Here is a 24,711-nt window from a genome sequence, read left to right as displayed (position 1 = left end):
ATGCAGTTACATTTTAAATATGGAGCCAGTACCGTATTCCAAGTCCAACCAGTATACCGATGACAACAGTAAGCAGAAATGAACGGGTGACTTTAATCATTAATGCAGCTGCTATAGAGCCACCGAGAATAGGCAATGAGATAGAAGATGATCCATGGTTAGTCGTAAATATTTGATCTACAATAAGCGCCACCATAATCGTAATCGGAATAAAGTTGAAATACAAGCGCAGGGTGGGATTCAATACTCGCCCTGCCATCATTTCAACACCGATCAGACGTGACAGAAAAGTCAAGATACATAGAACAATAATCAAAATCCACGGATCAGCCATGATGTGACCTCCTTACAATATAGAGTCCAACTAATGGAGCGATAATACCTGTTAAAATAAGATTAAATTCACTATTTGGCATCATATGATGTAATAGACTAGCCATACCTAACGCCGTGATAGCAGTAGCAATAATCGGTTTGTGAGTCAGAGTAGGAATAAGTAAAGCTACAAATGTAATTGGAAAAGCCAAGTCCAATCCCCAACGTACAGGATCAATAAGATCACCAAGGTAGGCACCGATATAAGAAGCAACAACCCATGCACTATAAAATGTTCCTGCCACCACTCCAAAATACAAAGGATCTGCTCCATACTTCTGATAACGTATATTTCCCAGAACAAATGATTCATCTGATACACCAAATGCTAATAACCAGCGATATTTTCGAGAAGCAGGTGCTAGATTATCTGCCAGTGCAGCTCCATATAACAAGTTACGCAAATTAAGCAATACCGCAGTGATCAGCATACTTGGCAAAGCAGCCCCTGATATAAACATAGCCACGATCACCAATTGCACAGAACCGGAAAAGACGAGCAAAGACATAAGTATCGTACTCCACAGACTCCAATGTGCTTGTGTAGCCAGTACTCCATAAGATAATCCATAAGCGGCTATCGCTAATGCTAAAGGTAAAGCTTCAAGCAAAGCGGTTCTAACGGTTTGCTGTTTAGTGAGCATATACCAATTCTCCTTGTATTCTATTTTGTGAAAGTATAAAGTAATAACTAATTAGTATATTATAATTAACTTTTGTATGATTATAGTATAGATTATAATTAAAAGTAAAATAAAATTAACTTTTTATAAAATAAAATATACTTTCGTGTAGAATAAATAAGAAAGAATTGAATATAAAAGGAGCTTACTATGGATACAACTACTGAATTTCAAGGAAAAGAAGAAGAAGTGGGTAAGCAGATTGGAATTAACTTACGACAATTTCGAACAGCTAAAGCGATTACAATCGAAGCCTTTGCTAAGCAAATAGGAGTGAGTAAATTAACATTGATTAAGATTGAACAGGGAGAAGCAAACCCTACTTTATCTGTGATCTGGAAAATTGCAGATGGTTTACATATTCCGATTGCAGCATTGTTATCTGGAGAGTCAGATGTGTCTATTATTCGCAAACAAGCAGGGATGCAGTTAAAAAGTTCAGATGACATTTTTGTGGTAGAACCTTTATTTCGCTCGAATGGATTTGAGTTGTATCGAGGATATTTACAGCCGAATCGTTCATACACATCTGAAGCGCATCAAGCTGGAGTGACTGAATTTGTAACCGTAATGTCAGGTCAACTTACCGTAGAAGTGAATCAAGAACGGTATGATCTGATGGAGGAAGAATGTATTCGTTTCAAAGCGGATCGTCAGCATACGTATAGTAATTCATCTGAATCTATGGCTATTTTACATTTTGTGATTACCTATCATTAAGATGGTCTGATCTATTTTAAAGCTAATAGTAAAGAAAAATGGATTCATCGATTATGTGAATCCACCCTATTAATATGTAATATGAAAATTATTGTTCTTCCTGACTTTTTAATTTGTTATTATACTTTTCTTTAAGGATTTTTATTAAAACCACTGAAAAGAATAACAAGCCAACAATCATAAATAATATACTGATTCTATAAGGAGTCTGTAATGAAAGTTCTTCCATTGCAGTAAAAAATCTTCCTGGTGGTGTAGACCAACCGGGTACATTAGGGACAAAATTAGCAACCGCAATTGGTGTCATACCTAGCAATAGAGTCCCTGAAATGAACATGATAGCTCCTATAAAGACAATTAATTTGCTCATAATTATACTATTCCTTTCTAAAATGACTTTGAATTAAAGTGGTAATCAATAAAATAAGTGTATACAAAAAATAAAGCTGCTGGATTAATTATCCAACAGCTTTTATAGTAACACAGTCGCAGAATAACACCATAAAAGGGTGCGTATCCTGTTCTTTTTATCTACATATATAGAGGGTTAAATTTACGCTTCGCCCCATGCACGATCACCGGTTAAATACTTTTCCGTCAAAATGGAAAGCAGTTGAATGCCCACTTCATTTTGTCCGCCTTCAGGAATAATCAGGTCTGCATATTTTTTGGAAGGTTCAATAAAAGCTTCATGCATCGGTTTGACTGTGGTTAAATACTGCTGGTGAATCGATTGAATACTACGTCCACGCTCTTCAATATCTCGCAATACACGACGTAAAATCCGCACATCTGGATCGGTATCGACAAATACTTTGATATCGAGTTCTGCACGCAATTTCTCATCAGATAATACATGCAAACCTTCCACAATCGCAATATGATTGGGATGCAATTCGAGCGTCTGATCCACAAATCGTGAGTCGGTTGTAAAATCGTATACAGGAGCAAAAGCCGCCTGTCCTTGTTTGAGCAAATTGAGATGTTCGATCATTAATTCATTATCAAAGGCAAACGGATGATCATAATTAATCAATCGGCGTTCTTCCGCAGTCAGTCGGGAGTGCTCTTTATAATAATTATCCTGAGATATAAAAGTGACTTTGTCTGTGCCAAGACGTTCAATCACTGAACGAGCAACAGTTGTTTTTCCTGATCCGGTTCCTCCGGCAATACCAATAATCAGCATAGTGATTACTTTACCCTCCCTAAATGTTCCCAATACAATTCTAATATTGTAGCATAGCAGCAACGTTTTTTCATTATATTTCATCAAAATACAGTGACAAATCCATGATGATATTAACGGTGTGTAAAGGAAAATAGACAAAAGGAAGTATTCAAACCAAAATGTAGCATAAAGTAACTTTGAAATTAGATAAAATATGACACAATGTCAAATGACTTTTCTTCAAATTACGGTAAGATGTAAGATAGATGATCTTATTTATTTTATTTAGTATGGAGAAATATGAACTAATTTTTAATATGCATTTAAAATATAAGTGTCACTCAAATAACGCCTAACAGAATGGAGAGATCGAGATGCAACAACAAAAACTATTTATTAATGGTCAGAGGTTAGCAGAAACGATCGAACACTTTGCCGATTTTGGACGCACAGACAATAATGGTGTGACACGATTGGCATTGAGTGAACAGGATATCGCTGTACGTGGATATTTTCGCTCCTGTTGTGAATCATTAGGAATGACGGTTGTTGTGGATGATATGGGATGTATGTATGCAACACTAGCAGGTGTAGAAGATGTACCTCCGATTGTCATAGGTTCTCATATGGATACTGTAAAAAAAGGAGGTCGCTTTGATGGTATATTAGGTGTCATCGCCGGGCTAGAAATTGTCCGTACTCTAGTCGATCATGGAATTAAGCCGCGTATTCCGATTACTATCGTGAATTTTACGAACGAAGAAGGTGCACGTTTTGAACCTTCGATGATGGCTTCTGGTGTATTATCTGGGAAATTTGCCAAAGCCGATATGTTAAACAAAAAAGATAGCGACGGCATTACATTTGGCGATGCATTAGCTCAAAGCGGTTATGCTGGAGAAGTCAGTCACCGAATTCAAGAAGCTACAGCTTATTTAGAATTACATATTGAGCAAGGACCTGTATTAGAACGAGAAGAATTACAGGTTGGATTAGTCGATTGTGTGGTCGGTATGGTCTGTTACGAGATTGAAGTCATGGGTGAATCGGATCATGCTGGCACGACCCCTATGGATATGAGGAAAGATGCTTTTTTTGCTATGAATGATCTAGTGACGATGTTGCGCACGCAATTAAGTACGTTGGATTCGGAGTTAGTGTATACGATGGGACGAGCGAATGTATTTCCAAATATTCATACGGTCATTCCCAATAAAGTGACTTTTACATTAGAAGCTAGACACAAGAATGAAGAGATTGTACGTGAAGTGGAGCATATCATCCAAAGGTTACCTGCGATGCAAGGAGATTGCGAAGTAAAGAGCACACTATTATGGGGACGCGATACCGTCTGGTTCGATCTCACCATTTGCGAAAAGTTGGAAACTTCGGTACAGGCATTGGGATATTCTTATAAAAAAATGGCAAGCGGAGCCGGACACGATGCCCAATTTGTTGCTCATTTTTTACCATCTGCGATGGTATTTGTACCTAGTGTGAATGGAAAAAGTCACTGTGAGGAAGAACTGACTTCGTATGAAGATTGTGAGAAAGGGATTAATGTGTTGTTGGATACCGTGTTGGGGATGTTGGAGAGTTGAATGGGATTCAGAATTTTATAAATCATACGTACCGCCTTTCGATAAATATCGTTAGGTGGTTTTTTTATAATAGTAATTAGGTCATTTAATAACAAAATCAGTGAAAATATTAACTTTATCCCAAGACACCTGAGAATATTAGAATCGTGAAAGAGACTTTGTTATTTGAATGTATAGTATGATGATGTACATATAAGATATATTATTTACCAGAATAGCTTCTAACTAGGGGGAAGTAATATGGAAAGAGATAAAATGAACTACCAAAAAAAGTGGGAGTTTTTAGATAAAAGACCTAGTCAACCTGGCATGATTATTGATGGCGAGAATGACATTGAGTTATGGATGAATTATAGTCAGGAGGAAATAGTCCAAAACCATATAAATCAAGATTTAATCGAAGATTCTATGTTCGAATTTGTAGAAATGTTTTGGAGTATAGAGCCAGATTATCAAGTATTAGAAATTGTATTTAACAAGGATTTTATATATGTATTGAATGGTAAATATGTAATGGTAAATAATAATGTTACAGATAAGAATAAATTAACCGTTCCTAAAATTAAAGAAATTCAGATGACACTTGATCCAGATACAGAATATATTCAAACATTTGAACTTATTTTATACGAAATGCCTGATGTAATGATATTAAACGAAAAAGTAAAGCAACTATCTCAAGAATTAGAATTTAAGAAGGATAATAATACATTGAAACTAATGGTGTCTGGAAAGGTTTTAATTATTTCTAACTGATCAAAATAATGAAAAAAGAATTTGTTTAGTATATAACGTGTATAAAGAGTATATAAATTTTCTATATCAAATAACAAATTAGAATAGGAGCACACATTGAGAATACTTACAGTTGTATTTAAAGGAATCTGGATAATAGCTATAACCATAAATGTATTATCGCTTCTATGGTTAGTAGTAGGTTCAACAGCTAATTTTCAAAGTTCCATGGATATCGTAGCTAGATACACATTATTTTCTGTCGGCATTTTCTCCATTATTCTGATCTCTCTATCTATCTTTTATTTGATAAAAACAAAAAAACAAAATATAGGGATTGCAGGTTGTGCTGTAGCTCTTGTTTTCTCGTTATTCTTACTGGGTTGCTCCTCCATGAATCAAGAGGGTGTGGTCGATAAAGAATGGTTTCGTGACTCTGTAGATCAAGATCCTATTAAATCTACAACAGATGTGAAGTATGATTATCGTCTAGAAATTATTAATGGAGGACAAAAAAATGCGCGCCAACAGTTATATGTTAAAGAGTTAGCTACAAAACAAGAAAAATATATTGATATTCCAATTAAAATGGAGCCTTCTTATGGCTATTCTTTAGGTACAGGTGATTGGGCTTGGGCACGTATGAAAAACACGGAATATTTGAATGAGTATATTTTAACAACAACTAGTGAATTAGGTGTTCCTATTCAATCATTTAAAATAAATACAGATGAAGGAAGTGCTGATTCGATTCTTTCTCAATAAGAATAGTAAAACGTAGCAAAATTATAAACGATTAAAACATCATATCTTGTTATAAAGTAGGAGGGTGCAAATTGGTAAGTGTAGTCATTGAAGAATATACACTTGAACTTAGCAGTCACAAATCAATTACGGGTGGAGTTTATTTTCAAATAGGAGATACATTTTTCCCTGATTGCCATTGGAATGATTTTATTATAGTTATTTTGACATGGTGGAATAAATCTATAAAATTACTTGAAACTTCGTCTGTTGGAACATCACAAAATTTTGATTTTATGGATGGTCCGTTCTATATGCATGGAGTAAAAAAAGATAGCTCACATATCACATTAGATTTTATAAAAAGAAAACAAGTTGGCTTGGAAGTCATTGCATCACTAGATACAGAGATTATTTTTTTTAAAAAATCAATTACAAAGGCTTCAAAAAAAGTGATGGGAGAAGTAGATGCTAAACAATGGATGACTGATGATATAGAAGAGTTGAGAAAGCAAATAAAATAATAGATATTTCGATGTTACAACCTTAGAGAAAAATTGAAGTTCACCCCTTAAAATAAACATTTGAGGTATCCATTACGTTATTGAAAAGGTGATAGAATGAATAAAGATAACTTATTAGAATTATCCAAAAATCTAGATACTGAATATGAGATAGGAATTTGGTCAGAGACAAGGGACTTACTTGAAAGACAGGATAATATCACAGACTTTTCTATTAAATATGCTGAGGGTCAGTATAATATCATAATTAAACTACAAGATCTTAACTTACACGCGGCAAAAACTTTATTTACATTATTAGTACAATTTATAGAGTATAATTCAACATTTTATGTAAGAGAAGATAAGAAAGATTCATTTGTATACTATTTACTTTCTTCAATGGATAGCAAAAAAGCGTTCTTATGTTATATAGTGATCCAATAAGTTTGAGATTTTGAGTAGGCAATATTCAAGGTTTTTCTTTATATCTAAAAGAAATGAATTGAAATATAGTATTCTAATAGAATGCTTATTACCTCATATTCAAATTTGGAAAATAGCTTATAAGAATTCAATAGTTGAAGGTGAGTACTCTTGTTATTATCCAATTCAAGAAAAAAATATAGCATCTTATGTTCTAAATGCTATAAAGAACTTTATGGAGTAGGATTTGGAAGTCGATCAGATAAACTACAATGTTTTCACTGTAACATTTATTATGACTACAATTTAAAAGGTAAAGTTCTAAAAGAGGATAATGATTATAGTAAGCTGTTAAAAAAATGGGATACAGGTAGTGGGGAATATCCTGGTATACTCACGAGCCAATTGTATAGTCCGTGGTATTTGAAGATATGTATTAGATAATTAATAATCTATGAGGTGATTCCTTGTTTGAAGAAAAAAAATTAAAGAGATTTATAAATATGTCTGAAAGTATTTTATCTTTAGAAGGATTAGAAGCTGTAACACATTATTTTGAATATGATGAATACGAAATGTCATTTGAAGGTTTAGTTATAGAACTTTATACAAGTAAAATGTATACTGCAAAGTTCGATTTTACAGAATGGAAAGAACTTGCATTGGCTTTTGGATTAGATAAGGAATCTATTTTTGACGAGAAATTTTGGGATAACTTTATGGAATGGGGAAATGCGTTTAAGGTTAATGAATAATTTGATTAAACTGGTTTTTAAGAAATAAAGGATTACAACATTTCATATCATTAGATTATAATAGTAGTTCTTTTAAAAAAATAGTCACTAAAATAGTGTAACAGCTAAAATAATTACATACGTATTTAAAGGAATTTGACTAATAGAGATCGTTATTAATTAACAGTATTTAAGAGAAAACGACATATAAAAATAGGTATACTTTTACTGGTTTTTTAATATGAAAGAAGAGTAATTAAAATGTTTAATATTCAGCTAATTTTGAAAAGCGCACCTTCTATAAATAGAGTATCAATAACGGATTCATCATCTGAAATGGAACTGGATGGTCCACTAGCCATTTTGATTGACATATGTGAAGTTTTTGAAATTTCAGAATCGATTATATTTCTTGTTTCTGGTTTCGGACAAGAGCAATGGCCTGTCGATTGTAGAACTGATCTGTTAACAGTAATCGAACAAATTCCATTTATTTTAAAGAAAATAAGTAAAAAAGATTTCTCATTTCAATTGGATTTTTATGAACAAGGGATTGAACGATTGCTTATTTTTGAAGAAGAGAATAATCAAGTCAGGATAAACTGTGTAAGTTATACCAATTGGACACCTGATGATGCTATTTATATAGAAAAAGACGAGCTTTTAATGATGTTTGAACATTTTTATGATCATTTTTTAGAATATAGTCAAATCTTATGCCCTAATCTAGCGGATCATATTTTGCTAAATGATTGGAAAAAGAGTGAGAATGAACATATCTTATATTGAAAAAAGATATAACAGTGTATATTTGTATATTGATGCTATATTAGTAAAGATACATATCACACAATAAGAACTTAGGAGGAATGATCATGGATCAGCAAGAAATATTTATGCCAGCTTATAGAGATAAAGGTATCAAAATAACTTTTCTTGATAATTTGTTTGTAATCGGATTGTACGTTAATTATTACTACTCCAATAATGTTATTGTGATTTGTCCTGAAGAAGCTCATGATGATACAAGAATGCTTATTCCTATGACTGCTATCAAAAAAATAGAACCTTGGTCTTTGGATGATTATGAATTAGACGATTAGAATATGCTATTGTGGATCATGAATAGATAAATGATTTTTCATATAATACATTACGCATTTATAGATAGATATGATAACGTTAACTTAAAGCCATAGCAAAAAACTCACTTCATCTGACATCCAAAGGAGCTTATATCTATGTACAATAATCCTGAATCGACTTCAGCCCAGCAACCTTCTTTAACATTACGAGAAGCGTTTGCGCAAACAAATTACATTTTAGTAGGGAATGGTGATCGGAATATACATGTGTTGCAACAAGCATTTGCAGATATCAATGGAGACCTTGCAAGTGATATGTATGGTCGGGGACCAGTGATCGAAGATTTCCAGAAACACATGGCAGATGTGTTAGGCAAAGAAAGCGCAGTGTTTTTCCCAACAGGTACCATGGCACAACAGATTGCTTTACGTATCTGGTGTGATCGCAAGAATAACCGTAACGTTGCGTACCATCCTTTGTGCCATTTAGAGATTCATGAAGAAGACGGATTGAAAGAATTGCATCATATCCATTCGATTTTACTAGCGGATCAAGATCGCCTGATTACACTTGCAGATGTACAGCAAATGGATCAAAAGGTGGCTTGTCTGCTACTTGAACTACCTCAACGCGAAATCGGAGGACAATTACCAGCCTATAGTGAACTACAAGCCATTTCAGCATATTGCCGAGAACAAGGAATTTTACTGCATTTAGATGGAGCTAGATTGTTTGAAATTTTACCGTATTACCAGAAAACGGCTGCTGAAGTATGCGCGTTATTCGATAGTGTCTACATATCCTTTTACAAAGGTATCGGGGGTATTGCAGGAGCTATCCTAGCAGGGCCAAGCGACTTTACCGCAGAATCTAAAGTATGGAAAAGAAGACACGGTGGCGATCTGATCAGCTTGTATCCTTATATCCTGAGCTCCAAATATTACTACGAACAACGTATTGGCAAAATGGAACAATACTACAAAGAAGCAGGGCAACTGGCTCATGAAATTAACCAGTGTACAGCGGTTCACACGCTACCAGAAGTGCCTGTCTCCAACATGTTCCATATCTATTTTGAACTACCCAAAGAACAAATCGAACCGATCTTGATCGAAATGTGTCAGGCTACTAATGTTGGATTAGCTCCTTATCTCACTGACAAAAAGGATGGAACACAGTGCTCTACCGAACTTAGCATCGGCGACCGCTATGGACAGATTCCTTTGGAGCACATCCAACAAGCTCTACACTGGCTAGATCAACGCTTGAAAGAAGTCTCAGCAAACCAATAGAAAGAGAGTGCCCCGCCAATTCCAATTGAATGGAAGAGATAGAGTGATCTACATCATTTTAATAGAAAAACAAAAAAGCTAAGTCGTTGATCCTACGCATCTTTCAACGACTTAGCTTTTTTAATGATGCCAATACTTCTCTAATCCTGTTCAAACTCACAAATTCTTTCCTCAAAAGCTTAACTCCACTACCAAAATAAAAAAAGAGAGCCACATTAGCAACGTTGCCAATGCCACCCTCTCTACAAGAACGGTTTTCAATATTGAGAATATTCTCTCCACACAGCGACGGCAAGAACAATATTTTTGCTGAAGCGGTTTCCCTCAGAACATTTTCCTTGTGTAAAACCAACCTAACTCAGTCTAATTTAATATTATAATCTTCACTCAAATACTGATGAATACGTTTGAAATCTTCTTCATTTAGATCACGTAATTTTTTCGTTTCATGCCCTAAAATAATGCCGATCGTCTCGGCTGCAAGTGCAGTGGTGGGTGTAATACGTGCGCTACCATAAGCTTTGATCGAAGCACCGATATTTTTACCAGCGACTAGAACATTATCGTAAGACTTTAACTCAAATGAACGCAGTGGAATCCCATAGAAATCCGGTTTACCGTATCCTTTACCGGTTGGGACAGAACGTGTGCCTTGAATGTCCATCGGATAACCACCTATACTGACATTATCCCAGAACATTTTACTTGCAACCACATCTTCGTAAGGCAATACATAATCTGTTTCAAATCGATTGTAGTCTCGAATATACAAGTAATCCGGGAACCCGTTTAACTCTGCATGTTCATATCCCGGAATATTTTCTTTGAGAAACGTTAATACACGTGGTGCTTCTGCTTTGCCTTTGGCTATAGCGGCTTGGACAGATTCTGGATTCGCAGGATCGACATCATAGATTAGTAGCGCATTGATAATGACATCACCATCTTTCTGATACGTCGAGTTGATGCCACGTAATTTGAGCTGTGGATCTAGTGATTTGAAGTTTTCTGTGATTTTGTTAAAGCCTGTTCCAAAATCATAATCGACATACGTATTGGTTCCATATTTCGCTTCTAGATTAGTCAAAGGATAATCTAACAATGTGGCACTATGCAGCTTCAGCCAATCGACCCCTTTGAACCGTAACATATAAGTCGCCGCCATATATTCAGGCTTATCGCCACCGAAAATAGATTCTACACCTGGAATACGAGTGACATGAAGCTTAGACGTTAATGCGTTATAATCGCTATTTTCGACCCAATATTTTGCTGCGATCGTATGAGATTGTTGATCCTTTGTTTTGTACGTTAATGAAGTGATCGCATAGTTAGCATCGGTATCGCTTTGCTGAATCTGATCAATTTGAATCCCACTTTCTAGCGGAATCCCTTGAATTAAGCTGTTATAATAGTCTGTAAATTGTTCTTCCGTACGGATATCGCCTGCATTATAAGCGTTGTAGAGCTTTTTCATTTCACCTTGTACCAGACTTTTCTTTTTGTTTGTATTGGGTTCATCCAGTACAAGCATTTGTCCTTGAATTAATTGTCCCCCTGGCTTTTCTCGTGGATCGATAATCAGCACCTTTTGACCTTCATCATGTGCAGCTTTTGCCATTAAGATTCCTTCGACTTCACTACCGATCACTACAAGATCGTATGTCTGGGAAATGGTAGGTGTAGCAGGTTGGGGTGTCGGTATATCTGCTGAATCATATGTAGAATCTGTTGTCGTTTCACCGGGTGGAGATGCTTGCTGAGTAGGATTAGATGCGGAGAATAGATTCATTCCTACAGGAATAAGTGCAATAATAACGATAAGTAATAGACCCCACAAAAGTAAAGATTTCTGTCTTTTCACTGTTGATATAACCACCTTATGTATAATTTTCATTGTACGGATTAAGGCTTGAAGCAAAATGCCGTATCTATTCTAGTGTACTGTAAAAGAGAGTCAGCAAGGTTACAAAATATAAATATCTACCTATAGAGCAAAGGAGCACAGCATAATGAATCCAACATCAACAGACAATCTATCTTTATCCTCTGAGCAATTAACATTAGCAATGGGATGCTTTTGGAACCCTGAAGCTTTGTTCGGACAATTCAACGGTGTGATCCAGATGGCAACCGGATATGCAGGAGGAACTACAACGCATCCAACATACCGTAATCTAGGAGACCATTCGGAAAGTATAGAGATTACATTTCATCCGCAACAGATATCTTTAGAACAATTACTTCATACTTTTTGGACTCATCATCGTCCTGAAGCGATCAATGGATATAAAGGAAGACAGTATATGTCGATTCTTTTTTATCGCAATATAGAGCAGTATGAAATAATGGTACATGTTCAACAACAATATGCACCCCAATCGCTTCATACAGAAATCTTGGCGTATACCGATTTCACACGAGCAGAAGAGCGTCACCAGAAGTATTATTTGCAACGGAAACCAGAGCTATTGAAGCAGGGGATAAAACATTTAGATTCACAAGAAAATCTTTTTCATTCAATGATAGGTGCACGATTAAATGCATGGGCTAAAGGATACTTATCTGAGGAAGAACTTATACAAGAAGTGCAAAAGAATGAATATAACCATATTACCAAAAGGCAACAACATGAAATATTAGAATCGATTCAGCAATATTCATCAAAACAATAATTACTGCTAAACCGTATATTAAATAACGATCGCTATGATATTATGGATAACTTTTTCGCTCATAATAAGGTAAATATATAATAAAAAGGCAGAAATAAGCCTATTTTTAACCGATTTTGCTTATAAAGTGGTCAAAATAAGCTTGTAATCAGGTCTGAAATCATCTATGATAGTTCCAATATCAAAAGTTAAAGCGCTATAACTTATATAAAATTGTTTTGTTTCGTGGAAACATAGAAGTGGAGAAATACTATTTATCTCTTGAATATCTTCACAATCGTTATGCATAATTATGAATTTATATTCTTCAATGCAAAAAGTGATAGGAGAATGATATTAACTGTAGGAGGTGAAAATAATACGATTTATTCCAGATATTAATCTAGCGTGTATTGTTTATTATTTCAAAAGTTAAAGCGTTATAACTTTTATTGAAGCAGAAAAGATAGACTCTCTTCAAAAGAAAGATAGCATCTACAGCCGTCTTCTGATCGCAAGCATGATACTTCTATTGTTGAAAAGAAATCTATATCTAGTCGTTCAGTGCAATATAATAAAAACGCTTATTCACACAAGAAATAACGATTTAGCGCATTACAGTGTAGTCCCTATCCTATATCATCCTGTATAATGAGCAAAAACAGGATGTTCGTTTTTTAAATAGTTGGCATATCTATGTCCTACTTTCGAAAAACGGCATCAATTAGGAGAATACAAAATGAAAGCCAGTATATTTGATGTTGCTAAAAGATCAGGATTATCGGTTGTTACCGTTTCACGTGTGCTTAATGGTGCAGGAACCGTACGAGAAAATAATCGTCAAAAAGTGATGGATGCGATTAAAGAGTTAGATTACCGTCCAAGTGCTGCGGCTCGTTCACTCGCTCGTGGACGTACAGGAATTATCGGACTGATTGTTACCACGCTACAAGATTCATTTTTCGATGCTGTTGCTAAAGAGATCAATGATGCTTTAGCTCTGCAAGGTTATTTTTTAGCGGTATCCGTATCCCGTAGCTTTGGCAATCAAGAAAGTCATTATTTGATTCAAGAAGATCGGGTAGATGGATTGATTTTATTATCTCCCGTAGAAGAAGAACGTTTCGTATCGGAATTGAAAAAGCGTAATATTCCGTATGTGCTTATTGATAATCAGTTGTCTGAAAATAATGCTTCTGCGATCACTGTCGACAATTACAACGGTGGTTATGAAGCGACTCGTCATCTTCTGGAATTGGGGCATACAAAGATCGCTCATTTGTGTGGATTAGATGTATTTACGAGTACCAAAGAGCGCCGACAAGGATTTATCGATGCTCTACAAGAAGCAGAATTAGAACCGTTTGCGATTGTCGAAGGGGATTACAGTATGGATTTCGGTTATCAGACTGCAAAAAAATGGTTAGCAGAAAATAATCTGCCTACAGCTGTTTTTGCAGGGGATGATTATATTGCGATTGGTCTGATCAATGCCCTCATGGAAGAAGGTATTCGTATACCTGAGCAGATATCTGTAGTCGGATATGACGATCAAAATATCGCTTCGCAATTGCGTCCTTTTTTGACGACGATGAGACAACCGGCTGATCGGATTGGACTGGCGGCGGCGGATATGATTTTGCGTAAGATTAGTAATCAGAGTAAGCGTACGACAGGACTCAAATTAAAATCAGAATTGATTATAAGGCAATCTACAGCACAATGTAACCAGGATTAGAGGTGACTCATATTGGAGTATTACCTTGGTATAGATGCAGGGGGTAGTAAAACGCTTGCTTATATTACCAATGAACAAGGACAGTTGCTTGGACAAGGACTTGCTGGCGGTGGGAATCATCAGACAGCAGGATTACTGGCTGGAGAACAGATTGGATCTGCGATTGAACAAGCATTACAACAAACGGGTATTCAGCGTGAACAATTAACATCCAGTTGTTTTGGCTTAGCAGGCGCCGATCGACCAGCCGATTATGCTATTTTACATCCGATGATTCGTAGCCTTGGATTTGCAAAGTATGATCTAGTTGGGGATACGCTGATAGGGCTTCGCGCTGGAACAACGCAACCATATGGTATTGCTGTGATCTGCGGTACAGGAACGAACAGTGCAGGTATTCATCCATCTGGCGAAAGTTATCAGTGTGGTGGATTCGATTACAAGTATGGAGACTTCGGCGGTGGTGGCTCATTATGTATCGAAGTCTTTCGTTCTGTGATTCGAGCATGGGATGGAAGAGAGCATCCTACGGTGCTAACAGAATTGTTATTAGATATGTTGAATTATAGAGATGTAGAGACACTGTTTCACGATTATTTGGATCATGATTATGACGTGCCTTTACGTGCGGCAGAATTATTATTTACCGCTGCTGCATGGGGAGATGGAGTTGCTTTAGACATTTTAACCAAACAAGGACAGGAAATCGGAAAGTCGATCACAGCAATTATACATCGACTCGCTATGCACACGTTAACATTCGATGTCGTGATGGCTGGAAGTCTATTAACACGTGGAGATCGGGGTTGGATTCGCCCCCAGATCGAGCAAGCCCTACAACAATCTGCTCCACATGCCTCATTAGTTAAGTTAGAAGTTGAACCTGTGATCGGAGCGATATTAAGAGCTATGGAGCAAGCAGGACGTTATATTACACCACAAGTATATACGCAGTTGCATGATATTGGACGCTTGAATACAGCGCCTAGCACAGAGCGGTCGATCCAATCTTAATTACAACCATCATAGGATACCACACGTCAATGTCTACTATTTTATAAATACAGGATGTGATTATGAATGAGTAAAGGGTTAAAGGTAGCTGTAATCGGCGGGGGTTCTTCGTATACGCCAGAGTTGGTCGAAGGATTTATTCGCTATTATCATGATCTACCGATTCGTGAATTGTGGTTAGTCGATATTGAAGAAGGACTTCATAAGTTAAATATCGTTGGCGAACTGGCTAAACGCATGGTTAAAGCTTCAGGATTGCCGATCACAATACATTTAACAACGAATCGAAGAGAAGCTATCAAAGATGCTGATTATGTAAGTACACAAATGCGAGTAGGTATGTTAGAAGCGAGAAGTGTAGATGAACGTATTCCATTGCAATATGGAGTGATCGGACAGGAAACGACTGGCCCTGGTGGAATGATGAAAGCGCTACGAACGATTCCAGTATTGCTTGAGATTTGCCGTGATATCGAGGAGTTAGCGCCACAAGCATGGTTGCTGAATTTCACTAATCCAGCAGGTATGGTCACTGAGGCGATCCATAAGTATAGTAAAGTACGCAGTATTGGCTTATGTAATGCACCGATCGGTCTAATCAAATGGTTAACAGCACATTATCAAGTAGAAGCAGATCGGATCTATGCTGAATTTGTAGGACTGAATCATCTACACTGGGTGACCCGAATTGATGTCGATGGGCAACCGAAATTAACAGAATTATTAGAACAACGCGAACAATATGCAGCTGCTAATGTTCCACAGCAAGGTTGGGATGCTGATTTTCTTCTCTCTTTGCAAGCTTTACCTTCGTATTACCTCAAGTATTTCTATATGACACCTCAAATGCTAGAAGATCAATTGCTTTCTTTTGAAAATGAAGGATCACGTGCTCAAGTGGTACAGCAAGTCGAACAGGAATTATTCCAGCTGTATCGAGATCCTGAGTTGAAAGAAAAACCAAAACAATTGGAGCAACGTGGAGGCGCTTACTACTCAGAAGCCGCTGTTAATCTGATGCGCTCTCTGCACAATGGCACAGGCGATATACAGACACTGAATGTTCCTAATCGAGGAACGATAGATTTTTTACCACATGATGCTTGTATTGAAGTCAACTGTATCGTGACTCAAAATGGCCCGTTACCGATTCAATTGTCGACTGTACCCGAGCCTATTAAAGGCTTAATGCATGCCGTCAAAACCTATGAACAATTAACGATCCAAGCTGCGATGACAGGAGATCGTCAAGTCGCTTTGCAAGCAATGGTGCATCATCCTTTGGTACCTTCGATTGCGATTGCCAAAGACATGCTCGATGAAATGTTAGAAGCCAATCGAGCCTATCTACCTTTATTTTTTCAAAAAGAGAATATAGCTGTAGCAGAGACGATTTAAGGAAATTTCAAAATATCCAAATATCAAAAAAGTTAGATAGCTTTACCCAGTTCAGAATATGAAAGTCTACCCTATGATAAGGAGGAATTACTATCATGCGTACTCTATTGCCTGTATCTATTGCAACACGTTTAATAAGTCTTTCCCTTGTGGTTGTATTATTCATGATCTCGTTCTTGGGAATGTTTGGAGTATCCACTTCTGCTTATGCTGCAAATGAGAAGAAACCTTTTCCACAACAAATCAATTATACAGGGGTCATCAAGCCCAATCATGTGACCCAAGCCTCGATGAATCAATCGGTCGCTTCCTATTATAGTTACTGGAAATCTACGTATATCAAAAATAACTTGTCTTCTTTGCCGGGTGGTTATTATGTACAAGGTGATATTACAGGCGATGCGGAAGGGTTTGAACCGCTAGGAACATCAGAAGGTCAAGGATATGGCATGGTTATCACGGCTCTTATGGCAGGACAGGATACGAATGCACAAACCATCTACAATGGACTATTCAAAACAGCTAGAGCATATAAAAGTTCAGGCAATCCTGCACTGATGGGCTGGGTAGTAGCAGATGATGTAGCTGCTCAAGGTCATTTTGGTTCAGCCACCGATGGAGATCTGGATATTGCGTACTCTTTATTACTAGCACATGATCAGTGGGGCTCTTCAGGAGCGATCAATTATTTAGCTGAAGCGAAAAAAATGATTGGTGCAATCAAGTCCAGTTATGTCACCTCTAACAATGGAATTAATCTAGGCGATTGGGATAGCAAAAATAGTTATGATACCCGCCCATCGGATTGGATGCTCAGTCATTTTCATGCTTTTTACGATGCGACAGGAGATCAGACATGGTTAAATGTAATCAACAATCTGTATAGCAAATATACTCAGTTCAGTAGTGCCTATTCGCCCACTACAGGGTTGATTTCAGACTTTGTTGTCGGCAATCCAGCCAAGCCTGCACCACAGTGGTTTTTGGATGAATTTAAAGAAACCAACGAATACAATTACAATGCTTCTCGGGTACCACTTCGAATCGTAATGGATTATGCGATGTATGGAGATACTCGCGGCAAAACGATAGCTAACAAAATGGCGGTCTGGATCAAAGGCAAAACAAGTGGCAAGCCTTCCAGTATCAAAGATGGATATCAGTTAAATGGTACAGCACGAGGTACGTATGCGACGGCTGTGTTTGTGGCTCCATTTATCGCATCAGGGGTGACTGATAATGCCCATCAAGCATGGGTCAATACAGGTTGGGATTGGATGAAGAATAGTAAAGAAAGTTACTTTAGCGATTCGTATAATCTACTCAGTATGCTATTTATTTCGGGTAACTGGTGGAAGCCAGCAGGAGTATGATCTTGGATCATTTTGGATGATAGCTCATCAAAGATGGGTTCAAGCGTAGATGCAAGTTAACGATTGATTGAGATAGGTTCATCATAAAAAACTTCAGTCCTTGCTAAATAAGCATCGATTGGAGTTTTTTTTCTGTATTTTGTATTTTTCTACATCATGACCTCTGTATCTCATTAAGATGTCTATTTGGGATTATGGTATAGTGAGATAAAGTATTAACCGGAGCAATATAATGAAAATAGATGGAGCAGGTGACAATCATTGAAATGTTTAACACTGAACACACACTCATGGCATGAGACCAATCAATTAGAAAAAATCATTCAATTAGCAGAGTATATCAATCAACAACAGTTCGATATTATTGCATTACAAGAAGTCAATCAATCCATGAGTGAATCAGCTGTAGATGAAGTGATCCTAGGAGAGTCACGTTATTACGCTACTGATGCTCATGTGATGATTCGGCAAAATAATTTCGCCTATGTCTTGTTACAACAATTATCGTCAGACTATCACTGGACATGGGTTCCCACTCATCAGACAAGACATACGTATGATGAAGGATTAGCGATATTAACCCGTACACCGATCGTACAAGCCAGTTATGATTTCGTTTCGCAACTACAAGATTATAACAATTACCGTACACGTCGTTTGTTAATGGTGCAGACGGAGATCAATGGACAGCCAGTATGGATAGCTGATGGACATTATGGATGGTGGCATGATGAAGAACATTTCAGAGGACAATGGGATTGTACAGAAGAGTTATTAGCGCCGTATCAAGATCAATTGATCTTCATGTTAGGTGATCTGAACAATGTAGCCGAGATTCGAGACGAAGGTTACGACTATGTGATGAGTAAAGGCTGGTTCGATACGTATACGTTAGCCAAAGTAAAAGACGATGGGCATACAGTTGTCAAAGCAATCGCTGGTTGGGAAAATAACGCGACCCATCTGCGGATCGATTACATTTTAACGAATCGCTCGTTGCCTGTTCATTCTTCTATGGTAGCATTGAATGGTGTGAATGGAGCGATAGTATCAGATCATTTGGGAGTGGCTGTAGAGTTAGAATTGGAGTAATTCTATGAGTATAATAGAACATTCCCCAAAATATAGTTCATTCAGATAGTAAGGAAAAGAGACCTCAACTAGCAGGTCTCTTTTTTGATTGTTATAAAAGTTATTCTTTATTTAAATCTTGAACAGCTTCGTACCAAATTTGATATGCTGTTGCTACTTCACCATAAGAAAAATGATGTAAAATTTGATTTTTAATAGATTCTTCTAAATCATCAAAATGGTCATCAAATATCTTATCTATCATACTATCTTGTTCTAAATCTTGATTAGCAATTGTATCTGTCTTCCAAATGAAAGGTGAGTTTTTCTGAGGTAGTTCAATAGCATTTTTTGTTTCTTGATAACGAATTTCAGCTTCCATATACAGTTCTGTATCATTCTTTTTAAAATCAATCAGAAGAATGTTTACAATAGCGAGAATATCTACATATTGATCGGTAATTTGATAAATAATACGTACCCCAGAACGTCTTAATTTCTTTTCTTTAGTACCTTTTAGATGAATTTGTCTTTTATTGCCTAGTAGTTTCCCTACTTGATCTGCTCTTTGTTCTAACGATTCCAGAGCTGTATTGACTTCTTCTATAATTGATCCGTCTAAGGCTTCATATTCTTTAAGAGATTTTTTGGTAAATTGAACTAAGAATCGTTTTTCCATTGCTTATTCTTTAGAACTGCGTCGAACGGTCTGCCAGTCTACAGAAGATTCAGGTTTAGCCGTTGCTTCTTCTGCACGATAATCTAGAACTTCTTGCTCTAGCGATTGGATACGATTATACATTTCTTCGTACGCTTCGTAGCTCAAAAGTACAGAATCTACATTTCCATTGTCTGTGATAAACAAAGGTTTTACTTTAGCTAACAATTTAACTTTGCTGAATTGACGTGAAATCGTAGCTGTATTTACTAATTGATCTCGTCCAAAAAGAATCGGCTGTTCTAGAGATACATCTTTTTGAGGCTCTAATAATTTAGCCATCATTTTCCTCCTAACAAAAACACATGATTATACGTTTAATTATACGTACAATCATGTGTAATGTCATGCTTTATTATTCCGCCCATTCACGACGTAACGCAAATAAGTCTTTTAACGCATCGTTAGATAGTTCAGTGATCCAGCCTTCTGAATTGGAAATCACATTGTCGCTTAGCTGTTGCTTACTTTCCAGCATTTCATCGATTCGTTCTTCCAGTGTACCGAGTGAGATAAATTTGTGCACTTGGACATCGCGTGTCTGTCCCATACGATAAGCACGGTCAGTAGCTTGATTTTCGACCGCAGGATTCCACCAGCGATCCACATGGAACACATGATTGGCAGCTGTTAAATTTAGACCGACTCCACCAGCTTTGAGCGATAAAATAAACACAGATGGCTTGGTGGAATCGCCTTCTACCGCAGGTGCTTGGAACTGCTCGATCATCCGATCACGCGCTGTTTTGGATGTACTTCCATTTAGATATAATACATTTTCCTGTAACTCTTCTTCCAAAATCTTTTGCATCAGCTGACCCATCCCAATATATTGGGTGAAAATCAGACATTGTTCGCCTTCTTCACGTAATTCTTTGACCATCGCCAGCAATCGCTCTAATTTGGCAGACCGACTGACCCATGCTTCGGTATTGAATCGTTTGCCTTTTTCCGGTTCAGGCAACGCTTCTTTGGTCACAAGAATCGGATGGTCACACAGTTGTTTGAGCTGAGTGAGTGCAGACAGGATGGCACCTTTACGCTTAATGCCATCCAGATCGTTCATTTGTTGCATTAAGCTATTGACTGCTTGATCATACAGTACTCCTTGTTCAGCTGTAAGATGAATATAGGTTTTCATTTCATTTTTCTCAGGCAAATTCAATTGAATATTAGGATCTTTTTTGGTACGACGTAACATAAATGGCTTAACCAGACGCTGTAAATGTAATGTTCGTTCTTCATCATGATCTTTTTCAATCGCATTGCTAAACCGTTCTTGAAATCCTTTAGCGGTTCCTAGGTAACCTGGCGTAATAAAGTCATATATCGACCATAATTCAGCCAATCTATTTTCGATCGGTGTACCAGTTAGCGCAACCCGATGCATAGCGGATAGACTACGAACCGTTTGCGATTGCCTTGTTTGTGCATTTTTAATATTTTGCGCTTCATCCAGACAAATGGTTGCCCATGTATAACTTTGAAGCAGTTCTTGATCGAGTGATGCTGTTGCATATGACGTTAGAATAACATCAGCTTGATCGATCAACTGCTGGAACTCTTCTCCTGAACGGCGCTTACTGCCATAATGGAGCGCTACTGTAAGTGAAGGTGCAAAGCGACTGATTTCTTTTTGCCAGTTCCCCAGTACAGAAGTGGGACAGATGACAAGGGAAGTCGGGCTGAAAATGGTCTCTTGATGCATCTGTTGCATTTCTTCGGTCTGATGGAATTGTTCGGCTAGTTGATGAATAGCGATCTCTGCATGTTCTTTAATATGCAGTAAATACGTGATTAATTGCACCGTTTTACCGAGTCCCATATCATCTGCCAAACAAGCACCCAGACCGAATTTTCTTAGAAAAGATAACCATGAATATCCTTCATGCTGATAAGGACGCAATTGCGCCTGTAGTCCTGCTGGAATCGGAGTGAGTGGAAGATCCACTTGCTGATTGATCTTTTCGATTAAAGAAGTCAGATGTTCATTCAATTCGACTTCCAGTTCTACACGTGTACTTTCTTCCTCAACCGCTTCTTCTTCGGCAACTTGAGCCGCACGATGCTGGCGCATCAGATGAAGTTGCAATACATCTTGAAAAGATAATCCACGTCGCTTATCGATCCCGTTCATCGCTCGCCGGATCTGTTCCAACAACTCAGGATCAAGCGCAATCCATTGTCCACGGAAAAGTACCAATCGTTCATTACGAGCCGCTAGTTCCAGAAACTCTTCTTCCGAAAGATCTGTATCTCCAATCGATACCCGCCAATCAAAGTCGATCAGTGCATCTAAGCCGAAAAAGGATTTGCCGTCCCGTTTTTCTTTATCTTCGCTAACTTTAGCACGTAATTTAGGCTTTTTGCGCCTTGCCGCTTCCCACCATGCAGGAAGTAACACTAACCAACCTGCTTGAAGCAGTCGATTACTTTCTGTCGTTAAAAAGCGCCATGCGGTTTCATTGTTCATCGGACGCTGTAAAATATCAGACGTTTCGGCGAATTGGGCTCGCGGTAAAGTGGCTCGTAGATGTTCGAGCCAGCCAGAAGCCCGATCTTGCACATGAATATTCCATGGCTCAGGCCATTTACCAGTCACATGTCCGTCAATTCCCAATTGTACAGGGACAAGAACCGTTTCATCGGCTTTGTCTTGTAGTACAAATTGGAGTCGCCAACCACTGTTGGAATCTTCCGGTTCCAGCAATTGAAGTGCCGGGCGAAAAGGAGCTGTATCACTTTTCCAACCGATCGACACCAGCCATGTTTCTTCATCTAGCCCTGCTGTACTCTGATTGCGATCAAATAATTGCGGATATTCACGTCTTAGATCAGCGGCTTCTGCTTCGCTGTTATAATATTGTCGGAACACAGTAGCGGAGAATGCCGCTTGTAATCCTTGTACAAATTGGAGTTGAGACGCATTTTTGAGCAAAGATCGTATCTCACGTTCGACTCCGTCTTCTTGCGCCCATTCTAAGAGCACATCTTGATCCCAGCTCCACTGTAATTTCCCTTTCCGATACGAAGCTAGACTGGGAAGATATTTACGTTCATCCAGACAACGTTCCAGATAGGGAGCCAACTTCCGAATCTGAGCGGTCTCGCCTTCCCAATTCCACTGCACATGATGAAGCAGAGGAGCCGATGCAAAATACGGAATCACCTGTTCAGCAGGGAGCACAATTAGTTCCACTTCAGGTGTTTCTTCTACTTCTAGCTCTGTTCCGTAAAAGGAATCTTCATGCCATGCAAATAGCAGATGCTTGAGATAGGTTGCAGGCACGAATCCATAAGCTTCTTTGGAGCCATAGATTAGAGCATCGCCATACTCGCTGAGTCCCATTTGGACAGTGATGTGTTGAAGATAATGACTCATGGTATCAGCTTCCCTTTCCGCAATTCTTCTTGAAGCGCACGTAGACGACTATTTCGCTGAGCAAATTGTTCGATAAAGTCATTCCAACGTGGTTCTTGCTTTATTTTTTTGTATAATTTAGCTAGACGTTTGAGTAATTTGACAGCGGCTTTGTAGCCCTGTCTGTTTTTGTGCGCCATATGTCGTTCTACCGCTTGATGGTAAAAAGGAAGTAACATTTCTGGTGCATTATTTTCGAGTGGTTGCAGTTCGGTGACTTTATAATTGGCAGGATCATTACCCGCAGACAACTGATAATCCATCCATAATTGCCATTTCCCGTACGATAACAATTTTTGCTCGTAAATGCGTCCACCGACAGGTAATAATTTTTCCAGTGCTGTCCACATTTGAAGCTCAGCTTCTGGTAGTTGGGTGATCACTTGTTCCCAATAAAGTGCATAATCTTGTAAATTAGATTGTTGCTGGCGTAATACATCAGCAAGTTCAGTCAGCCAATACGCTAATCGTGTCCAGTTCGCTTGATCGGTTAGACGCTCCAAGTAATCAGGTAGACGATCTGGATAGAAATCTTGCTTGGTCGCAGCAGTATGGATAAGAGCAAGAGATACTTCATCCTGCTCTGCTCCACGTTCAAACTGAATATAACTTTGCGCTAGCCACCATGCTTGCTTGAGCGCCGAATGGCCGGAACGTGGTTCTAATTGTTCGAGAAGCTTAACTTCAGCTTGTAGTGTTAGTTCGGTATCGTCTGCAACAGAATGAGTGAGCAATGGCAAAATCCAGTTGATCCATATCCGCATATAACTATTGAAAAAGGTAAAAGAATCGCGTGATTCACTAAGCATCTCGACACGAATATAAGAGAGTGTACCGCTTAACCATTCACGTTGTTCTATAGAAGTAACAGATGTGAGAGGAAGAGGTTCTGCAAAAAGAGATTCGATAGATTTTTGCAATTCAGCTACTGCCAGATGAGTATGATACCCAAGTGAAGACATCGTGCGACTCAGTTTATTTTGAACAGGTTGGACAACAATCTGTAGCATATACAGATAGGTATTCAGCTTAAATAACGCCTGTTCTATTGGATCATCCGGCAACCCTTTTTGGAAAATAAGGGCGAGCGCTTCTGTCGTATATTGCACATTCCGAATCCCTTGTCCCAGTGGAGCGATATTTTCAGCAAACTGCTCATGCCACTGTTGTACGGAACGATCTATATCTTGCTTTATATTCAATATCAACGTCATATTCTCTATTCTCCTAAGCGTGGTTCTCTATTCACGAATC

Annotated in this window: 25 protein-coding genes; 16 read left to right on the top strand and 9 right to left on the bottom strand. The window is 37.8% G+C overall.

The genetic code is table 11. The features are described 5' to 3' along the window. Positions 1-13 precede the first annotated feature (13 nt). Together RCP16_RS17930 and RCP16_RS17925 are read right to left on the bottom strand one after the other, a co-directional pair. Positions 14-334 carry an AzlD domain-containing protein gene (locus tag RCP16_RS17930; RefSeq protein ID WP_308640978.1) on the bottom strand — a complete coding sequence of 107 codons (321 nt, stop codon included), beginning with the start codon at positions 332-334 and terminating at the stop codon, positions 14-16. Continuing rightward, entirely contained in the window at positions 327-1,019 is a 693-nt protein-coding gene (locus tag RCP16_RS17925; protein WP_308640977.1) for an AzlC family ABC transporter permease, read from the bottom strand. The genes RCP16_RS17930 and RCP16_RS17925 overlap by 8 nt, the downstream gene beginning before the upstream one ends. 189 nt (positions 1,020-1,208) lie before the next feature. Between RCP16_RS17925 and RCP16_RS17920 the strand changes: the two genes are divergently transcribed. Further along, positions 1,209-1,778, top strand: coding sequence for a helix-turn-helix domain-containing protein (locus tag RCP16_RS17920; protein WP_308640976.1), 570 nt, complete (start codon positions 1,209-1,211; stop codon positions 1,776-1,778). 88 nt (positions 1,779-1,866) lie between these two features. On the opposite strand, the gene RCP16_RS17915 is transcribed toward RCP16_RS17920, so the two are convergent. Both RCP16_RS17915 and udk read right to left on the bottom strand, forming a co-directional pair. Next, complete coding sequence (locus RCP16_RS17915) at positions 1,867-2,148, bottom strand: hypothetical protein (RefSeq protein WP_308640975.1); 282 nt, start codon at positions 2,146-2,148, stop codon at positions 1,867-1,869. A 183-nt stretch (positions 2,149-2,331) separates the two neighbouring features. Continuing rightward, positions 2,332-2,967: a uridine kinase gene (gene udk / locus RCP16_RS17910; protein WP_069325792.1), complete on the bottom strand. Its 636-nt coding sequence runs from the start codon at positions 2,965-2,967 to the stop codon at positions 2,332-2,334. A 356-nt stretch (positions 2,968-3,323) separates the two neighbouring features. Here udk and RCP16_RS17905 point away from each other — a divergent pair, with 356 nt between their 5' ends. From RCP16_RS17905 to RCP16_RS17865, 9 genes are all read left to right on the top strand, one after another. After that, positions 3,324-4,550: a Zn-dependent hydrolase gene (locus RCP16_RS17905; protein WP_308640974.1), complete on the top strand. Its 1,227-nt coding sequence runs from the start codon at positions 3,324-3,326 to the stop codon at positions 4,548-4,550. Between the two features lie 240 nt (positions 4,551-4,790). After that, on the top strand, positions 4,791-5,306 hold the full coding sequence (locus RCP16_RS17900) for a hypothetical protein (protein ID WP_308640973.1): 516 nt from the start codon (positions 4,791-4,793) through the stop codon (positions 5,304-5,306). A 96-nt stretch (positions 5,307-5,402) separates the two neighbouring features. Then, a complete protein-coding gene (locus RCP16_RS17895; RefSeq protein ID WP_308640972.1) occupies positions 5,403-6,050 on the top strand; it encodes a hypothetical protein in 648 nt (215 codons plus the stop codon). A 71-nt stretch (positions 6,051-6,121) separates the two neighbouring features. Beyond that, on the top strand, positions 6,122-6,553 hold the full coding sequence (locus RCP16_RS17890; protein ID WP_308640971.1) for a hypothetical protein: 432 nt from the start codon (positions 6,122-6,124) through the stop codon (positions 6,551-6,553). A 96-nt stretch (positions 6,554-6,649) separates the two neighbouring features. Beyond that, positions 6,650-6,979 (top strand): hypothetical protein, encoded by a 330-nt coding sequence (locus tag RCP16_RS17885; RefSeq protein WP_285097369.1) that lies wholly within the window; start codon positions 6,650-6,652, stop codon positions 6,977-6,979. Between the two features lie 446 nt (positions 6,980-7,425). Next, positions 7,426-7,713, top strand: coding sequence for a hypothetical protein (locus tag RCP16_RS17880; RefSeq protein ID WP_308640970.1), 288 nt, complete (start codon positions 7,426-7,428; stop codon positions 7,711-7,713). A gap of 240 nt (positions 7,714-7,953) precedes the next feature. After that, on the top strand, positions 7,954-8,481 hold the full coding sequence (locus tag RCP16_RS17875; protein ID WP_308640969.1) for a hypothetical protein: 528 nt from the start codon (positions 7,954-7,956) through the stop codon (positions 8,479-8,481). 86 nt (positions 8,482-8,567) lie between these two features. After that, on the top strand, positions 8,568-8,795 hold the full coding sequence (locus RCP16_RS17870; protein WP_069329738.1) for a hypothetical protein: 228 nt from the start codon (positions 8,568-8,570) through the stop codon (positions 8,793-8,795). 138 nt (positions 8,796-8,933) lie between these two features. Next, positions 8,934-10,070 (top strand): threonine aldolase family protein, encoded by a 1,137-nt coding sequence (locus tag RCP16_RS17865; RefSeq protein ID WP_308640968.1) that lies wholly within the window; start codon positions 8,934-8,936, stop codon positions 10,068-10,070. A 358-nt stretch (positions 10,071-10,428) separates the two neighbouring features. Here the strand turns inward: RCP16_RS17865 and RCP16_RS17860 are convergent, their stop codons facing one another. Further along, entirely contained in the window at positions 10,429-11,934 is a 1,506-nt protein-coding gene (locus tag RCP16_RS17860; protein WP_273592934.1) for an FAD-dependent oxidoreductase, read from the bottom strand. A gap of 148 nt (positions 11,935-12,082) precedes the next feature. Here RCP16_RS17860 and RCP16_RS17855 point away from each other — a divergent pair, with 148 nt between their 5' ends. From RCP16_RS17855 to RCP16_RS17830, 6 genes are all read left to right on the top strand, one after another. Then, positions 12,083-12,745, top strand: coding sequence for a peptide-methionine (S)-S-oxide reductase MsrA (locus RCP16_RS17855; protein ID WP_308640967.1), 663 nt, complete (start codon positions 12,083-12,085; stop codon positions 12,743-12,745). A 718-nt stretch (positions 12,746-13,463) separates the two neighbouring features. Next, entirely contained in the window at positions 13,464-14,462 is a 999-nt protein-coding gene (locus RCP16_RS17850) for a LacI family DNA-binding transcriptional regulator (protein ID WP_069329734.1), read from the top strand. 12 nt (positions 14,463-14,474) lie between these two features. Next, complete coding sequence (locus tag RCP16_RS17845; RefSeq protein ID WP_308640966.1) at positions 14,475-15,476, top strand: N-acetylglucosamine kinase; 1,002 nt, start codon at positions 14,475-14,477, stop codon at positions 15,474-15,476. A gap of 66 nt (positions 15,477-15,542) precedes the next feature. Continuing rightward, complete coding sequence (locus RCP16_RS17840; RefSeq protein ID WP_273592937.1) at positions 15,543-16,874, top strand: 6-phospho-beta-glucosidase; 1,332 nt, start codon at positions 15,543-15,545, stop codon at positions 16,872-16,874. Positions 16,875-17,038: 164 nt separating this feature from the next. Beyond that, positions 17,039-18,247: a family 8 glycosyl hydrolase gene (locus RCP16_RS17835; protein WP_308642505.1), complete on the top strand. Its 1,209-nt coding sequence runs from the start codon at positions 17,039-17,041 to the stop codon at positions 18,245-18,247. Positions 18,248-18,508: 261 nt separating this feature from the next. Beyond that, complete coding sequence (locus RCP16_RS17830; RefSeq protein ID WP_308640965.1) at positions 18,509-19,339, top strand: endonuclease/exonuclease/phosphatase family protein; 831 nt, start codon at positions 18,509-18,511, stop codon at positions 19,337-19,339. A 100-nt stretch (positions 19,340-19,439) separates the two neighbouring features. Here RCP16_RS17830 and RCP16_RS17825 read toward each other — a convergent pair whose 3' ends face one another. The 4 genes from RCP16_RS17825 to RCP16_RS17810 all read right to left on the bottom strand — a co-directional run bounded on the left by RCP16_RS17825 (position 19,440) and on the right by RCP16_RS17810 (position 24,671). Beyond that, the gene (locus RCP16_RS17825) at positions 19,440-19,997 is read right to left on the bottom strand and encodes a type II toxin-antitoxin system RelE family toxin (protein WP_308640964.1); all 558 of its coding nucleotides are present in this window, start codon (positions 19,995-19,997) and stop codon (positions 19,440-19,442) included. Between the two features lie 3 nt (positions 19,998-20,000). Beyond that, a complete protein-coding gene (locus RCP16_RS17820; RefSeq protein ID WP_069329728.1) occupies positions 20,001-20,318 on the bottom strand; it encodes a hypothetical protein in 318 nt (105 codons plus the stop codon). 73 nt (positions 20,319-20,391) lie between these two features. Further along, complete coding sequence (locus RCP16_RS17815; RefSeq protein ID WP_069329727.1) at positions 20,392-23,418, bottom strand: DEAD/DEAH box helicase; 3,027 nt, start codon at positions 23,416-23,418, stop codon at positions 20,392-20,394. Then, on the bottom strand, positions 23,415-24,671 hold the full coding sequence (locus RCP16_RS17810) for a hypothetical protein (protein WP_308640963.1): 1,257 nt from the start codon (positions 24,669-24,671) through the stop codon (positions 23,415-23,417). Before RCP16_RS17810 ends, RCP16_RS17815 begins: the two co-directional genes overlap by 4 nt. Positions 24,672-24,711: the final 40 nt, after the last annotated feature.

Source organism: Paenibacillus nuruki (genome assembly GCF_963311185.1).
In the GTDB taxonomy this organism is placed as follows: domain Bacteria; phylum Bacillota; class Bacilli; order Paenibacillales; family Paenibacillaceae; genus Saccharibacillus; species Saccharibacillus nuruki.
The sequence above is the reverse complement of the archived record's forward strand: the minus strand, read 5'-3'. Positions and strand labels throughout refer to the sequence as shown.

Excerpts from the sequence above, each read along its gene's own strand:
- RCP16_RS17815 (WP_069329727.1), bottom strand. The coding sequence starts at position 23,418 with ATGAGTCATTATCTTCAACACATCACTGTCCAAATGGGACTCAGCGAG.
- RCP16_RS17810 (WP_308640963.1), bottom strand. The coding sequence starts at position 24,671 with ATGACGTTGATATTGAATATAAAGCAAGATATAGATCGTTCCGTACAA.
- RCP16_RS17870 (WP_069329738.1), top strand. The coding sequence starts at position 8,568 with ATGGATCAGCAAGAAATATTTATGCCAGCTTATAGAGATAAAGGTATC.
- RCP16_RS17885 (WP_285097369.1), top strand. The coding sequence starts at position 6,650 with ATGAATAAAGATAACTTATTAGAATTATCCAAAAATCTAGATACTGAA.
- RCP16_RS17865 (WP_308640968.1), top strand. The coding sequence starts at position 8,934 with ATGTACAATAATCCTGAATCGACTTCAGCCCAGCAACCTTCTTTAACA.
- RCP16_RS17875 (WP_308640969.1), top strand. The coding sequence starts at position 7,954 with ATGTTTAATATTCAGCTAATTTTGAAAAGCGCACCTTCTATAAATAGA.
- RCP16_RS17855 (WP_308640967.1), top strand. The coding sequence starts at position 12,083 with ATGAATCCAACATCAACAGACAATCTATCTTTATCCTCTGAGCAATTA.
- RCP16_RS17840 (WP_273592937.1), top strand. The coding sequence starts at position 15,543 with ATGAGTAAAGGGTTAAAGGTAGCTGTAATCGGCGGGGGTTCTTCGTAT.
- RCP16_RS17850 (WP_069329734.1), top strand. The coding sequence starts at position 13,464 with ATGAAAGCCAGTATATTTGATGTTGCTAAAAGATCAGGATTATCGGTT.
- RCP16_RS17920 (WP_308640976.1), top strand. The coding sequence starts at position 1,209 with ATGGATACAACTACTGAATTTCAAGGAAAAGAAGAAGAAGTGGGTAAG.
- RCP16_RS17915 (WP_308640975.1), bottom strand. The coding sequence starts at position 2,148 with ATGAGCAAATTAATTGTCTTTATAGGAGCTATCATGTTCATTTCAGGG.
- RCP16_RS17925 (WP_308640977.1), bottom strand. The coding sequence starts at position 1,019 with ATGCTCACTAAACAGCAAACCGTTAGAACCGCTTTGCTTGAAGCTTTA.
- udk (WP_069325792.1), bottom strand. The coding sequence starts at position 2,967 with ATGCTGATTATTGGTATTGCCGGAGGAACCGGATCAGGAAAAACAACT.
- RCP16_RS17835 (WP_308642505.1), top strand. The coding sequence starts at position 17,039 with ATGATCTCGTTCTTGGGAATGTTTGGAGTATCCACTTCTGCTTATGCT.
- RCP16_RS17905 (WP_308640974.1), top strand. The coding sequence starts at position 3,324 with ATGCAACAACAAAAACTATTTATTAATGGTCAGAGGTTAGCAGAAACG.
- RCP16_RS17930 (WP_308640978.1), bottom strand. The coding sequence starts at position 334 with ATGGCTGATCCGTGGATTTTGATTATTGTTCTATGTATCTTGACTTTT.
- RCP16_RS17825 (WP_308640964.1), bottom strand. The coding sequence starts at position 19,997 with ATGGAAAAACGATTCTTAGTTCAATTTACCAAAAAATCTCTTAAAGAA.
- RCP16_RS17820 (WP_069329728.1), bottom strand. The coding sequence starts at position 20,318 with ATGGCTAAATTATTAGAGCCTCAAAAAGATGTATCTCTAGAACAGCCG.
- RCP16_RS17900 (WP_308640973.1), top strand. The coding sequence starts at position 4,791 with ATGGAAAGAGATAAAATGAACTACCAAAAAAAGTGGGAGTTTTTAGAT.